Origin of the sequence: Castellaniella sp. (assembly GCF_036379515.1) — a bacterium.
Taxonomy (GTDB): Bacteria; Pseudomonadota; Gammaproteobacteria; order Burkholderiales; family Burkholderiaceae_B; genus Castellaniella.
On sequence record NZ_DASVGN010000014.1, the window covers coordinates 1 to 13,802 of the forward strand.

15 protein-coding genes and 1 pseudogene are annotated in these 13,802 nt (G+C 56.7%); 7 read left to right on the plus strand and 9 right to left on the minus strand.

What is annotated here, in order from left to right:
* Window positions 1–220, plus strand: a pseudogene (locus tag VF285_RS04515) (hypothetical protein); the annotation flags it as partial.
* Between the two features lie 225 nt (window positions 221–445).
* Here VF285_RS04515 and hxsC read toward each other — a convergent pair.
* The 4 genes from hxsC to VF285_RS14455 all read right to left on the minus strand — a co-directional run bounded on the left by hxsC (window position 446) and on the right by VF285_RS14455 (window position 4,276).
* Entirely contained in the window at window positions 446–1,684 is a 1,239-nt protein-coding gene (gene hxsC / locus VF285_RS04520) for a His-Xaa-Ser system radical SAM maturase HxsC (RefSeq protein ID WP_346951435.1), read from the minus strand.
* 16 nt (window positions 1,685–1,700) lie between these two features.
* A complete protein-coding gene (hxsB, locus tag VF285_RS04525; protein WP_346951436.1) occupies window positions 1,701–3,140 on the minus strand; it encodes a His-Xaa-Ser system radical SAM maturase HxsB in 1,440 nt (479 codons plus the stop codon).
* Between the two features lie 367 nt (window positions 3,141–3,507).
* A complete protein-coding gene (gene hxsA2 / locus VF285_RS14450; protein WP_414648064.1) occupies window positions 3,508–3,795 on the minus strand; it encodes a His-Xaa-Ser repeat protein HxsA2 in 288 nt (95 codons plus the stop codon).
* A 358-nt stretch (window positions 3,796–4,153) separates the two neighbouring features.
* Complete coding sequence (locus VF285_RS14455; RefSeq protein WP_414648065.1) at window positions 4,154–4,276, minus strand: DUF6471 domain-containing protein; 123 nt, start codon at window positions 4,274–4,276, stop codon at window positions 4,154–4,156.
* Window positions 4,277–4,467: 191 nt separating this feature from the next.
* Between VF285_RS14455 and VF285_RS04530 the strand changes: the two genes are divergently transcribed.
* Entirely contained in the window at window positions 4,468–4,644 is a 177-nt protein-coding gene (locus tag VF285_RS04530; RefSeq protein WP_346951437.1) for a hypothetical protein, read from the plus strand.
* Window positions 4,645–4,885: 241 nt separating this feature from the next.
* On the opposite strand, the gene VF285_RS04535 is transcribed toward VF285_RS04530, so the two are convergent.
* Window positions 4,886–5,809: a LysR family transcriptional regulator gene (locus VF285_RS04535; protein ID WP_346951438.1), complete on the minus strand. Its 924-nt coding sequence runs from the start codon at window positions 5,807–5,809 to the stop codon at window positions 4,886–4,888.
* A 252-nt stretch (window positions 5,810–6,061) separates the two neighbouring features.
* On the opposite strand from VF285_RS04535, the gene VF285_RS04540 reads away from it, so the two are divergent.
* Both VF285_RS04540 and VF285_RS04545 read left to right on the plus strand, forming a co-directional pair.
* The gene (locus tag VF285_RS04540; RefSeq protein ID WP_346951439.1) at window positions 6,062–6,829 is read left to right on the plus strand and encodes an SDR family NAD(P)-dependent oxidoreductase; all 768 of its coding nucleotides are present in this window, start codon (window positions 6,062–6,064) and stop codon (window positions 6,827–6,829) included.
* Window positions 6,830–6,854: 25 nt separating this feature from the next.
* Window positions 6,855–7,454: an NADPH-dependent F420 reductase gene (locus VF285_RS04545; protein ID WP_346951440.1), complete on the plus strand. Its 600-nt coding sequence runs from the start codon at window positions 6,855–6,857 to the stop codon at window positions 7,452–7,454.
* A gap of 220 nt (window positions 7,455–7,674) precedes the next feature.
* On the opposite strand, the gene VF285_RS04550 is transcribed toward VF285_RS04545, so the two are convergent.
* A complete protein-coding gene (locus VF285_RS04550; RefSeq protein WP_346951441.1) occupies window positions 7,675–8,604 on the minus strand; it encodes a LysR family transcriptional regulator in 930 nt (309 codons plus the stop codon).
* A gap of 165 nt (window positions 8,605–8,769) precedes the next feature.
* Between VF285_RS04550 and VF285_RS04555 the strand changes: the two genes are divergently transcribed.
* Entirely contained in the window at window positions 8,770–9,690 is a 921-nt protein-coding gene (locus tag VF285_RS04555; protein ID WP_346951442.1) for an NADP-dependent oxidoreductase, read from the plus strand.
* 57 nt (window positions 9,691–9,747) lie between these two features.
* Window positions 9,748–10,488: an SDR family oxidoreductase gene (locus VF285_RS04560; RefSeq protein ID WP_346951443.1), complete on the plus strand. Its 741-nt coding sequence runs from the start codon at window positions 9,748–9,750 to the stop codon at window positions 10,486–10,488.
* 126 nt (window positions 10,489–10,614) lie between these two features.
* On the opposite strand, the gene VF285_RS04565 is transcribed toward VF285_RS04560, so the two are convergent.
* Window positions 10,615–11,433 (minus strand): alpha/beta hydrolase, encoded by an 819-nt coding sequence (locus tag VF285_RS04565; RefSeq protein ID WP_346951444.1) that lies wholly within the window; start codon window positions 11,431–11,433, stop codon window positions 10,615–10,617.
* Between the two features lie 109 nt (window positions 11,434–11,542).
* On the opposite strand from VF285_RS04565, the gene VF285_RS04570 reads away from it, so the two are divergent.
* The gene (locus VF285_RS04570; protein ID WP_346951445.1) at window positions 11,543–12,430 is read left to right on the plus strand and encodes a LysR family transcriptional regulator; all 888 of its coding nucleotides are present in this window, start codon (window positions 11,543–11,545) and stop codon (window positions 12,428–12,430) included.
* A 77-nt stretch (window positions 12,431–12,507) separates the two neighbouring features.
* Here the strand turns inward: VF285_RS04570 and VF285_RS04575 are convergent, their stop codons facing one another.
* Together VF285_RS04575 and VF285_RS04580 are read right to left on the minus strand one after the other, a co-directional pair.
* Entirely contained in the window at window positions 12,508–12,621 is a 114-nt protein-coding gene (locus VF285_RS04575) for a heme-binding protein (protein ID WP_346951496.1), read from the minus strand.
* A gap of 96 nt (window positions 12,622–12,717) precedes the next feature.
* On the minus strand, window positions 12,718–13,728 hold the full coding sequence (locus tag VF285_RS04580) for a zinc-binding alcohol dehydrogenase family protein (protein WP_346951497.1): 1,011 nt from the start codon (window positions 13,726–13,728) through the stop codon (window positions 12,718–12,720).
* Between the last annotated feature and the right edge of the window lie 74 nt (window positions 13,729–13,802).

A 13,802-nucleotide genomic window follows, 5' to 3' on the forward strand; every position in this document is an offset into this window, starting at 1 on the left:
CGGCATCAGCAAACAGCGCTACAAAGGCCTGGGTGAAATGAACCCCGAGCAGCTCTGGGACACCACCATGGACCCCGCCTCACGTCGCCTGCTGCAAGTGCGCGTCGAAGACGCCATCGCGGCTGATGAGGTGTTCGTGACACTGATGGGAGACGCGGTGGAACCCCGCAGGGCGTTCATTGAAGAACACGCGCTGCAGGCGGGGAATATTGACGTTTGAGGCTTGTTAGTTTTCAGATAAGTTGGCCATTCATAGGAAAAGAGGAAATGACCGCCTAATTGGCGGTCATCTTCTAAATGCTTTGGCGTGATGCCTCAGCAGATAGCCTGCACTTCCATATCGGCATCGAGACCATGAATGCAGGCAGACGCCATTAGCTGCACGCGCTTGCTTTGCATACTGCGACTCAACACAGCGAAATCTCAGCGAAGAGGGCAAACCTAATCATTGTAACCGTGCACTGTGAACATCATCCAAGAAAGGAGCTATATGATCGCTGTGTCGGTACTGGACCTGTGTTGAGAAAAAACCGCCACAAACGCCTCTCTTCGCACAACCCGCGCATTCTGGAAGATACTCGTTCTTCCAATCAGATATCGCCTTTCTGCACTCCCTCTCAACATCATGATTTACGACGCACAACTGGTGGTTATAAACGGAAATCCTCAGCCCCGAAGACTTGAGCACCTCCACAGCGGTGGAAAGCTCGTCTTTATAATCAAACGGATCTACCCAGAGCGTATCCAGGTTCGCGCGTGCAAACCCAGCAATCTCCAACCCCATAAGCGCCACGTGATCCACAAACAATAGGTTCCGCGCGATAAACTCGCACGTTTTTACCAAGCGGGGGAGCGTCTGCTTATGTATCACAAAACGGATCTCAACCCTTACTCCTAGTTGTTTGAGATTCAAAATTCCTTTGAGAGTTTCATCGAAGGCACCACGCGACTGCACGACGAAGTCATGCGTCACAGGATCGTCTGAGTAAAGTGGAATCCCAATTTGAAAATCTGGATGACCCACGGCGGCCAGCTTAGCAGCGAAGTTCCTATCCGAAAACGCTCGACCATTGCTCAATACATCTAGGGATGTGTTCGGAAGATTCACCTTCGCAGCAGCAACGAGCGATATAAAGCCATCTCCATAAAGGGTAGGCTCCCCCCCAGTGAACCCAATGTTCTCCGTATCCCGTGGAATCATTTGAAGAAGCGCATTTGCCTCCTCCAAGAGCCAACTATCATCTACATTCTTCGGAGGTTGACTGCACATCAAGCAATGATGATTGCACTGCTCTGTCAGGAGAATCGAATTGTTTGGGGTGTTTCGACGAAAGACAACCGATATCCTTTCTGATTCAGGTGTTATGCGGACTATATCCCCCTCCGCAAGATAACTGTAATCGTTCGGGAGTAAATATGCGGGAACTAGACCCACCACACCTTGAGCCTCCAGAAGGATATTCTTTCCAGAATCTCTTTCAAGAACCAGAATCACACCAAAACCGTCAATATCTTCAGAGACGCCACAAATATCTTCGGATCGAAGGAGGAGCGCATACTTTCCACGTGCCCCTTGTGGAAGATCGACTCTAGTCGTAACATACAGTAACTCAGAACCTAAGGTACCACGATTTTCAGAAATCTCGCTAACACGCCCGCGTAATTTAAGCATCAGCTCGCCCACTTGCGAAACAGCTTTTTTACGAATGAATCGGACTCCATACGGCCAACCAGGGTTCTGAATATATGCATGTTTCTGGAGCAGAACTCGCTGTCCCACTTCTTGCCGCAGAAGTCGTGCTGTTGCCCCAGTGAAAAACTGGGTCAGCGCCGCACCACGGCTCAAAGGCACAATCGTTACACATCGGTGACGAGTATGCGAAGCTCTCATCTAGTGCTGTCAAGAAGGTGTCATTAGTGAAAATTTTTTCAAAGCTATCCGACACAGAGCCAAGTTTAAATGTCTCATCCCCCATCTCTGCCAGCATCCGTGCCTCATCACTTGCATAAACAGAGCCGTCATAGTTATAGACCACTGCTCCCGTACCAACTCCAGCAGGGGAAGTCAGATCAACGTAACCAGGGTCCTCATCCTTGAACATCTTGGTAACTATAGTAGATGCGTAATATTCCCGAAAATCAATGCCGCGACGATTTAGATCAATAACATAATCGAGACCATCGTCATAAAATTTTAGCCACTGAGAAGCGTTATATGCTCGTATGGCCTTTGTTTTGACTGCAAAGCCATATGGAGAGAGTGGCCTCAGAAACACTCCCGGAAGCCCTTGACGCAAGTACTCATCAATTATTTCCCGCACAAATGGAAGGCTGGAGGCAGTTGTCGTCATCAGCGCACTGACCCTGTCGCGACCAAGCATCTGTCTCGCGCGTTGGATCCCAGATACGGCACGAAAGTAAGAATCGCCACCTGGACGAGGACGATTCTTATTGTGCAATCCTTCCGGGCCGTCTAACGACGTAGATATAAAAATATCATGTTCTTTGCAAAACTCGAGCATTTCGTCAGTAACGACTGCGAGGTTGGTTGCTGCGACGAACGATATACTTTTCGGATTTGGCAGCTGCGCATTCCACTCCGTGGACTTTGCCACGACATGCTTCATTAGTTCGAAATTAAGAAACGGCTCTCCTCCTTGAAACTCGATCTTGATCGCCTGATTTGGTGACGACAACGCTAACACTATAGATTTGTCTGCGTTTTGCTCAGACATATCGTATGCGGTTTTGTTTTCCGACTGCCGAGACACCTGGCAATAAGGACAAGCATGTTCACACCGTAACGTCAGGACAAAGATATGCAATCCAGTCCAATGAGAGACTCTTTCGTTTCGAGTTCTCACCTTTAGCGCGAGGAAATCTGGCCCTAGCCTCGAATGGTGATCGGCAATAAAATGACGAGACCGTAGGGAGACATACTCGGGTGCCTTGGGAGAGAGGCGATGGTCTACCAATTCTTCTATTACAGAACGCCCGAGTATCTCGTACTCCCCTGCCATATTGGTCACAACATAGTGATCGCCATCTAGTTTCGTGAATCTAAATGGGAGCAGCTTATAACTGGGAGCCGCGTCGTCTGCCAACTCTGCGTAATATTCAACGCCTCGAAAACCGCTCATTCGACCCCTTCTGTGGGTGGGGCATCGGAAATCAATCCTGTGCGAGAGAATGCATGCGCCAGTATAAGATTTCGAACACCCTCTGTCTCCGTTCGAACCACTTCACGCATCCGCTGATCTAGCACCTCATCTCGGAGTGATTGTGCGAGCAACTCTGCATCCTTCACCTTCGGATAGATACTTACCAAGATCTTTGTTGCTTCACTAGTTTGGCAAATATCAAATGAAGCCAAGTGAGAAAGCCTATGGCAAGCCTTTTGAACCACCAATATTGGGAACGTAGCTGCATCGAAAGATACTTGCCTTGGTTCAGAGATGTTCACTGGTAACTGCGCAGCTATATTTTTTCGTACTCTCGCCTTCATGGTCAGTACGACGAACGATGACTAGAGTGACTAGAATGCGAATAATGAGAATGATGGTATGCAACCAAGTTGCCGCTTGCCGAAGGCTTCATAAGAAACGAGTGCAGATCCTTGCCGAGGTTGTACACCCGAATGTTGTTGATACCTGGGGAAGACTGAACGTTTTCGCTCTTGGACTGGATTCCCGAAGGCCCCTCCACCGGTTGCTGGACTTTCGCACTGGCGGTAGCGCCCACTGAAATGGCGGCCGTTGCCGTCGCGACTGAAACTAGAAACGGATGCTTCTTCACAGTGATTCCCCCAGCGTAGACACAATTTGTTAACCCGTAGATCTGTGTTTAGCATGGGACAAGAAATTCTGCAATTGGATCTATCGCTAGCAGGACCAGCTGTCTATTTGTGGCCTGACACAATCACATTAGGTCGGTGCACAGGACAGCTTCTAGCGCGATCTGAAACCACCTAACGACGCTTGCGGGCCGTTTCCGTTGGTAGTAGAGCGTAACGAATATAAAGGCAATAATTACTTCACCTTGCTGATTATTTATACAGCTCTCGACCGCCGTCAACCCGGATGCCCCTTTTTTGTGAGAGGGCGCCTATTCAGGCGGATGGAGAAAAATGCTTGCAAATCAATCGGCTAAGAATTTAGAGACTGTTGATCACCTTCCTGATGGCCAAGAGGTACGCGGCCGAAAAGGTGCCTTTTGCCATCTTGGCTGACAGTCCTTTTTCCGACTCGCGAATCTCGCGCTTCTCCGGCGGGGGCACTCACGGCCTTCAGGCGTAGGTTCTTCTGCGCGATCAGCATCCGCAACAGGTACGACGCCTTTTTCTCGTAGTCTCGCAGACCTGCGCTCTTTGGCTTGGCCCGGGGCAAGCGCACTGTAAGCGTCTGGCGACCTCATATTGACACGCCCGCGTGAGCGGGCGTTGTTTTCTTATCGAGCAGGTTGCCAGCGATGCGGCAGCAGCTCCGCGATGCGGCTATTCGGATGCGTGGGTACCTGCACCACTGTGACGGCTGGATGAACCACCTTCTCGACCAAGGCGAGAGCACCATCCTCAAACTCGCCGAATCGGCCAGCACCACTGCTTGGTCCGTCTCGCATCTGCTCATCGACGAATTTGCAAGCTGATACGTACGCAGGGGTGGACGGAAGAATTGGCCAACTATTCGTAAACACTTGGCCAGACTTTCTGTGAAGACTTGAAGAAAGCCCCTTGAAAATCAGTAGGGACAATTCCCAAATTTTCTGTCTTCATCACGTCTGGGCATAGAACGGAATCGTAGTCGGGGGTCTCCATGAAGGAAGCGGCTGCTGGATGAGCGGGCGGCGATCAGGTAGGCTGCCCCGGCCGCGGCCGGCAGCAGGTGCCTCATATCGCAGCTCCACGCAAAGGATGGATGGGCTCAGATTTGCCAAGAAGCTCGACCAGCCGCGACTCGATAAAGGAGAGTTCAAACCCCCGCCGTTGCGAGATCATGAACGTGAGCGCACCGATGTGCCAGGCCCGGCGTTCGAGTTCGACGAGCCGCCCGCTTGCCAGATCGTCTCGAACAAAGTGCCGAGGCAAGTGCCCCCAGCCGAGACCGGCGTTCAGAAGATCACGCTTGGCGCCGAGATCATTGACTAGCCACTGACGCTTTCCGGCGACGCCCTGTTGGGCCTTTTCTGCTCCCGGCTGATTATCCGTAACGACAATCTGAACGTGTCTGCCGAACTCATCCATCGAGACGGGCTTCAGTGCTACAGCAAGGGGGTGCACAGGTGCACATACTGTCACCATCTCCGTCTCGCACAACCGGTGGCGTTCTATCGCATCGGGGTTCACCTCCGGCACGTTCTCTATCGTGACGGCCAAAGCACACACTCCTTCGAGCACCAGACTCTCGCCGCCTTGCATGGTCGTGATTCGCAAATTGATCACTGCGGTGGGGAATTCCGCTTGTAGTGTCTGCAAGCAGTCGATCAGGTGGGCGCGGGGGAAGTAGGCATCGATCGCAACCGATACCTGTGGCACCCCGGTTCTGGCGATCGAGCTGGCACGATTCTTCATCTCTTCCGTGCGTGAGATCACTGCCCGCGCATCCGGCAAAAGGCTGCCCCCCGCTGCGGTGAGCTGCGCCTTCCGTGTGTTTCGCTCGAACAGCTCGACATCGAATGCGCTTTCCAGCGCCTTGATTGCATGGCTGATGGCGGACTGCGCGCGCCGGAGCTCGCGCGCCGCACCAGAAAAACTTCCTTGATCGCATACGGCGACGAATGCACGCAGTTGGTTGATAGTGACGTTATCAAGCATATTTCATCTATTTAATAGATGGTATTAAGCAATTTTTAGTCAATTGTTTTGATGCGTCAAGAACCTTAGACTGATTTCTAGCTTCAACAAAAGGCGCCGACTCGGCGACACATCATGAACAGACTCAGGACAGCAGCTTCATGACCGCCGGCAAGGCTGCCGTTGACGGTGGCCTGGCGCAACTCTGAGACCTCACGCCCGGCTGGTCGCCGCAGCGGTCCGGCCAAGCGAACATCCCTAAAGGAAAATCACATGGAACACTCTCTCACAGGAAAAGCGGCTCTCGTCACCGGAGCATCGCGAGGTATTGGCCGCGCCATTGCCGAACGTCTTGCAAAGGATGGCGCAACGGTTGCGTTGACTTACAACGCCAGCAAATCTGGCGCAGACGAGGCGGTCGCGGTCATTGAGAAAGCGGGAGGCACTGCGTTCGCAATCCACGCAGACCTCGTTGACCCGGCGACTGTCCCGACCCTATTTGCAAGGCTCGATGATGAGCTCACCAAGCGAAACGGAAGCAAGACCCTCGACATCCTGGTCAACAACGCTGGCAATTCCGGCTGGGTCGGCTTCAAAGATGCGACGCCGGACAGTTGGGACACTCTGATGGCAGTCTACGCCCGCGCGCCCTTCTTCATCGCCCAGGCTGCCCTTGATCGTCTGGCCGACGGTGGACGCATCATCAACATCTCTTCCGCCGCCGCCACAAAGCCTATGACCGCCGCACCCGTCTATTCGATGGCCAAGGCGGCCATCAACACCTTGACGCATGTGCTCGCGTCCGAGCTGGGGCCGCGCGGAATCACAGTGAATGCCGTTGCGCCGGGCTATACGCGCACGGATGCAAATGCCGCCTTTCGAGAGAACCCCGAGCTCGTGGAGGCGGTCGAGGCCGAAATCGCGCTGGGACGCTTTGGCGAACCCTCGGAAATCGCCGCCGTCGTGGCATTCCTGGCTTCCAATGAAGGCCACTGGGTGACTGGCCAGACAATCGAGGCAAGCGGCGGCTACAAGCTCTGACGCACCGAAAAGCCAAGGAGAATATATGAGTTACGCAATTATCGGTTTTGGCAAGATTGGCCGCGCTCTTGCAAAAGCGTTTGTCCGCAATGGCATCGAGGTGTCCGTTGCAACCACGCGTGACCCGGCAAGCTTTGCATCCGATGCCGCCGCAATCGGGCCCACGATCATTCCCAAAACCTTGGCGGAGGCCCTCAAGGCCGACACCATCTTTTTGGCTGTCCGTTTCGAGTCGCATCCGGATGTCGCGAAGGCGCTGCCCGACTGGAAGGGGAAGACCATCATCGACGCGATGAACACCTTGGCCGCGCTTGAGGAACTGGGGGGTCTCCCATCCTCTGCCGTCGTCGCGAAGGCGTTCACTGGAGCCCGCTTGGTGAAAGGCTTCAACCATTTGGCCGCCGCCGTCCTTGCCCAAGACCCGGCCGCACACGGTGGCAGACGAGTTGTGTTCCTGGCGAGCGACGATGACGGCGCAGCGGCGTCGGTGGCGGCTCTGGCCGAGCGGCTGGGCTTCGCGCCTGTCAATCTTGGGGCGCTCGCCGAGGGGGGCGCGCTCGTGCACGCACGGGACGGGACCTGGGGACCCCTGATCTTCCAGGACCTGTTCAAGAAGGAGTCGTGAACGACGTATCACCGTCATACGGCAGGTGTTGCCGCCGGTGTAATACTGACCCCCTGGGAGGTGCGGCTGTGCCTGCGTGACGCGCAGGCACAGCAGTACACGCTGCGCAAAGCGCGGGCAGGAGGTGCTCTTCGATAATGCCAGCACTGTGGCCGTCGACCTGCTGGTCGCCACAGGGACCGAAGAATCCCTTGCGCTGCTCCGCGACAGCGCGATCCGGCTATTGGTTAGTCAAGCAATTACTGGTCGCAGCGTGCCTTGCAACAAATTCTCTGAGCCACGCCTGGGCAGGGTGAGAGTCATTGCGCCGGTGCCAGATAAGGCCGAATACGACCTCAGGCAACGAGATCGGTGGCGGAAATAGCACCAACTTGCGGCCGACCGGCGAGTGAAGGGCGACACGCTTCATGACTGTGGCCGTCATGCTCGTTCGAGCCACGATGGCCGGCACCGCGAACATCTGCGGCAGCGTCAACCCCAGCCTGCGCTTCTTGCCTTGTTGAGCAAGAGCCTGATCCACAAGACCATGCCTTTCTCCCTCGGGAGAGACGAGCACATGAGGCAGGGCAAGGTAGGTTTCCATGCTCATTCCGCGCCTCGCTGCGGGATGATCGCTGGCAACAATGGTGACGAACTCGTCCTGCAAGATAGGACGCGTCAGTATTCGGCGATCCGAATGCGTGGGCGGCACGCCGATAGCCGCATCGATCGCACCTGCGTCGAGCAGGTCGACCGCATGATCGCGGTCGTTGAAAGCATGCACGTCCAATGACACGCCTGGCGCCTCCTTTCCAAGTGCCTGCAGCAATGAAGGCAGCAACACGAAGGCCGGATAGTCAGACAGTCCCAATTTGAAGGTCAACGAAGCCTTCTCGGGTAGGAACTGGGGCTCCTTCACGAGCGTTGATTCGATCTGTCGCAATGCCTGCGCGATCGGTTCGGACAAGTCTCGTGCACGCGCTGTAGGCAGCAGGCCGCCGGTGCCGCGCAAGAACAGCGGGTCGCCGAAGAACTTGCGCAACCTGGAAAGCGCTGCACTCATCGCCGGCTGACTTACACCGACCTGGGTTGCAGCCCGAGTCACATTCCGCTCGTTCATCAGGGCGTCGAAAGCCACCAGCAGGTTCATATCGATGCCATGAAAATTCATATGACGAATAAATATATATACGGCTTATTTGTTAGACAGATTGTACCGCCAGTCCCAAAATTTCATCACTGATAGCAACCAGAACCGGAAAAAGCGATGAACACCTCCAACACTGACCTCTCCGAACGAATTCGCACTGATCGACTCAATTCAATGAGGCATCCTATGAAAGCGGCACTTCTCAAATCCTTTGGCGGCACCGATCTCATCACGATCGGCGAAGTCGGTTCGCGTGACCTGGGGCCGAACGAGGCCCTCGTACGCGTCGAAGCGGCGAGTGCAAACCCGCTGGATTTGAAGATCATCGCCGGATACATGCAGCAAGTGTTTCCGATCCGGTTTCCGTACGTTCCGGGCACTGACTTCAGCGGTGTGATCGATGCAGTCGGCACGGAGGTGACGAACACCAGGCCCGGCGATCGCGTGTTCGGTCGCACTGCTCCAAGTGCTGGTGGCGCATTCGGCAGGAACGTGGTGATCGAGGCCACCGACCTTTGCGTCTTTCCGGCGGAGATGAGTTTCGAGCAGGCGGCAGCCTTGCCGACCGCATTCGGCGCGGCCAGGCAAGGCCTCTTTGACGTCGGTCATCTCCAGCGAGGGCAGCGGGTTCTGATCCATGCTGCAGCGGGAGGCGTCGGCAGCATGGCCGTCCAGCTGGCTCATCATGCGGGTGCCCATGTCATCGCCACGGCGTCGGCCAGAAACATCGAACTGGTGAAGAGCCTGGGCGCGGATGAAGTCATCGACTACCACACAGAAGACTTCACCCAGGTGCGCAACATCGGCCTCGTGCTCGACACGATCGGCGGCGAGACTCTTGAGAAGTCATGGTCGGTGCTTAGTGCCGGCGGGCGTATCGCGAGCCTCGTGGAGTTCGGCATCAAGCCCAGGGGCGAACAGGCGGGTGAATTCGCGTTCTTCGCAAGCGCAACGCCCTATCTGCCGGAAGCCGTCCGACAGTTCCGGGCCGGACACCTCCAGATCATCATCGAATCGATCTTTCCGCTGGATGAAACACGTTCAGCACTGGAGAAACTGGCTACCGGACACGCGCGCGGCAAGGTTCTCGTGCGCTTGAGCAACTGATACTGCCGACGACGACGATCGCACAACGCCAATTCAACTACTACCAAGAGCCATGACATGAGTACCAACCCCAGCAAAGCAGCCATTGTGACGGGTGCATCCCGCGGCATCGGCAAGGACATTGCGCTGCGGCTCGCCGCCGATGGTTTCGCCATCGCCATCGGCTACGCCAGCAACCAGCAGCAGGCCAACGCGGTGGTGGCCGAGATTCAGGCGAAAGGCGGCACCGCCGTCGCCATCAAGGGCAACGTTGCCGATGCGGACGACGTGACTAGCCTGTTCTCATTGGCCCGGCAGGCGTTTGGCCAAATAGATGCGGTGGTCAGCAATGCCGGCATCATGGATCTCGCACCGATCAAGACGGGCAACGTAGCGGCGCTGGACCGGATGATGACGACGAACGTGCGGGGCGCATTCCTCGTTCTGTCCAAGGCCGCTGAAGTACTTGGTGACGGTGGGCGCATCGTGGCCCTGTCCACCAGCGTCATTGCCAAGGCGGCGCCGGGCTATGGGCCGTACATTGCTTCCAAGTCCGCCGTCGAAGGTCTGGTGCATGTGCTTGCCAATGAACTGCGGGGCCGCAACATCACGGTGAACGCGGTTGCCCCGGGACCGGTTGCCACAGAGTTGTTCCTCAACGGCAAGACAGAGGCGCAGATCACGATGCTGGCGAAGATGCCTCCCATGGAGCGTCTAGGTCGGCCGGTGGACATCGCCAACGCGGTTTCCTTCCTGGTCGGAAAAGACGGTGATTGGGTCAACTCCCAGGTGCTCCGGGTGAATGGCGGCTTCGCTTGACCCTTACAACCCTGCATAAGGATGACTAGCGCACAGTGCCCGGCTCACACCATCTCCACCGGAAACAGCCCTGGCGGGCAGCCTGATCGCCTCTACGCGCCGCAACTAGCTCGACAATCACCGCTATCATTGAGAGGCGACGGAATTCGGTCGTAAGCGTGCCGAAGTGCGGTCGCCGTCCAGCCAACGAGCAATGCAGCTGGCCACTTCCGCTGGAGCCTCCAACGGTAGCAGGTGCCCAACGGACGGAATTTGGTGTACCTCCGGGTCCGGCAAATATGGCACGAGTCGTTCAGCGAGCACCGCCAGAGGATCTACGCGGTCAAGCTCACCGGTCAGAAGCAAGGTTGGCACGTCAATGCGGAGGCTCATCGCACTGATGTCCTCGAGCATGCCATGGGTCGGCCAAGCTATTTGCGCGTCGCGATGACCCGACAGACTGTCGGTAATCACTTGCTCGCGTGCCGTGCCTCGGATCGGGGTCGCGGTCAGCACGTTGTCCAGGGTTTCTTGGACGTTTGCGCGCGAGGCATAGGCCAATTGCATGGCCAGGCGCTGGGGTGCCGGAACTTCCATTGGCACCGCCGGCGACGATGCGACGAGAACCAACCCCCTCAGCCATGCAGGCCGCTGTCCGGCAAGGTATTGAGCGATCTTCCCACCCATCGAATGACCAACCAGCACGACATCCTGGAGACCAAGCATGTCAATCATCGCGCCAATGCACGCCGCGAGATGTCCGATGTGGTACCCGTGTCTGGATGGGCTTGACCCACCCCAACCCGGCAGGTCAGGCGCGAGGCAGCGGCATTGATGGCTGAGGCGACCCATGACGTCCGCCCATGTGCGGCCAGTCCCACCCCAATAGTGCAAAAACACAAGCGCCGGGCTTCCTACTCCCTCCGTGAGGATATGCAGGTTGGCGCTGTCCGTTTCGATCATCATCACGAGAATCCTAAGGTGTTGAAGGAGCTCTCAGTGTGATACCGATCATGAGAAGATAGAATACGTCATTGATGACGTATGCCATATCTCATCCTGATCGAATCATCAGATGGACCATATTCGCCAACTCGAGATCTTCAAGGCTACTGTTGAACTCGGCAGCATTGCTGCCGCGGGTCGCGCGCTTGGGCTGTCCCCTGCAATGGCCGGCAAATACCTCGCTACCCTCGAATCCACCCTAGGCACGCAGCTCATCCAGCGAACCACGCGCTCCCTGTCGCTCACCGTTTCCGGCGAAAAATACCTATCGGCGTCCATACGAATCATCGACGCCATGGCCGATGCCGATGCGGAGGCTCGAGGTGCTCGGAACCAGCTTGCGGGGCCTATTCGAATAGGCGTGCCCCGCGCGTTTGGCCAGTTGCGCCTGGTCGCCATCCTGACCGTGTTCGGCAACATGCATCCAGCAATCACACTTGAGGTGCATTCGGATGACCGCTACGCGGATTTGATCGACGACCGGCTGGACGTCGCCTTGCGCATCGGACAGCTTCCAGACTCGACGTTGCGCGCACGGAGAATCGGTCACGTCGCTATGGGCATATTCTGTTCACCCACGATGTTGCCCAGCCACGAGCGCGACGATCTCACAAAAATTCGCTCGCTGCCGCGACTGGTTTTCACGGCTCCCCGCTCGCCCGGCGATTGGGTGGTCACCGGCCACGAAGGCAGCACCCACGTAGTCGATGGCCGCGCCGTGATGCGCTCGGACGACATGCTGCTGCTGATTCGCGCAGCCGTCCATGGGCTCGGCATCCTTTACGCACCCGCATTCGCCGCCGAAGAACTGCTGCGTCAAGGCCAGCTGGTACGGCTGCTGGACAAGTATCGGACCACGGAACTTGACATGCAGCTCGTGTATGTCGACGGTCGCTATCAACCCGCTCGCGTGCGCGCGCTGATCGACTACCTGGTCAATGAAATTGCGCTCCAATAGCGGTGCACTGTTCTAAGCGACGTTCACCCGAGAAGGCATCATTGAGTTCGGCAGCGGGTTGGCGCACTTGCGCCTCATCACATAAAACCCGCATTGCGCAGCGCCTCTTCGGCAGCCTCATGATCCTGGACGGCGGTTCCGCCGGAAATACCGATGCCGCCCAGTACACGCCCCTCATGGAGAATGGGTATGCGCCTCGGCCAGCAATGTTTGAGCGGCCGCCAGACTGATTGTGGCCGCGTCGATGATTTGCGATGTCATGTGATTGTTCCTTTCAGGCCGGTTCATCAATTGGCGACCACGACTTTGCCGATCATGTTGCCGGCCTCGACCAGGGCATGCGCCTGGATCAGGCTCGCGGCGTTGATCCCATCGATGCGCCGGGTCATCGTGTGCCGGAGATCACCTCGATCAACCAGCTCGGCCACGCGGTTCAGCAGGGCGTGCTGCCGGTCGATCGTGCGAGTAGCAAACATGGCACGGGTGAACATCAGCTCCCAGTGAATCGAAATGGATTTGGTCTTGAAGGGTCCGACATTCAGATCGGTCGGATCGTCAATGAGTGCGAACTGGCCTTCGGGCCGAAGTACGGCCGCAATATCCGCCACATAGTCGGCGCTATGGTTCAAGCCGATGACATGAGTGACGTCTGCGATTTTGAGTTCCGCCAGCTGCGGCGCCCAGGGGTGGTGGTGGTCAATGACGTGATGTGCCCCATGGGCCGACACCCAGTCGCGGGTTTCCGGCCGTGATGCCGTACCAATGACGGTCATGCCCGTCAGCGCGCGTGCCAGTTGGGTCAGCACGGAGCCGACACCGCCCGCCGCACCGACGACCAGCAGCACATTGTGGTCTGTGGGGTCGGCCGTCTGGACGCGCAGGCGGTCAAACAGCAGCTCCCAGGCCGTAATGGAGGTCAGCGGCAAAGAAGCTGCCTCGGCGAAATCCAACGATGCGGGCATCTGCCCGACGACGCGTTCGTCCACGGCCTGCAATTCGCTGTTGCTGCCCGGCCGCGTAATATCGCCGGCATACCACACGCGGTCGCCAGGCTTGAAATGCGTGGCAAGCGGCCCCACTGCGCGAACGACGCCTGCAGCATCCCAGCCAGCGATGCGAGCGCCATCGGCCGGAATGTCACCGCCAAGCCGGATCTTGGTGTCGACCGGGTTGACCGACACCGCCCGGACTTCGACCAGCACGTCACGGTCGCGCAGATCAGGCGTTGGCAGCTCGATGTCCTGCAAGGCTTGCGGATGGCTGATGGGATGATTTTGATAGAAGCCGACAGCTTTCACGGGAGAAATCCTCAGTGGATGCGGAGAGTTCATGGTATTTTCTCCTTATACGAAGATAAAGACCTTCAATACTT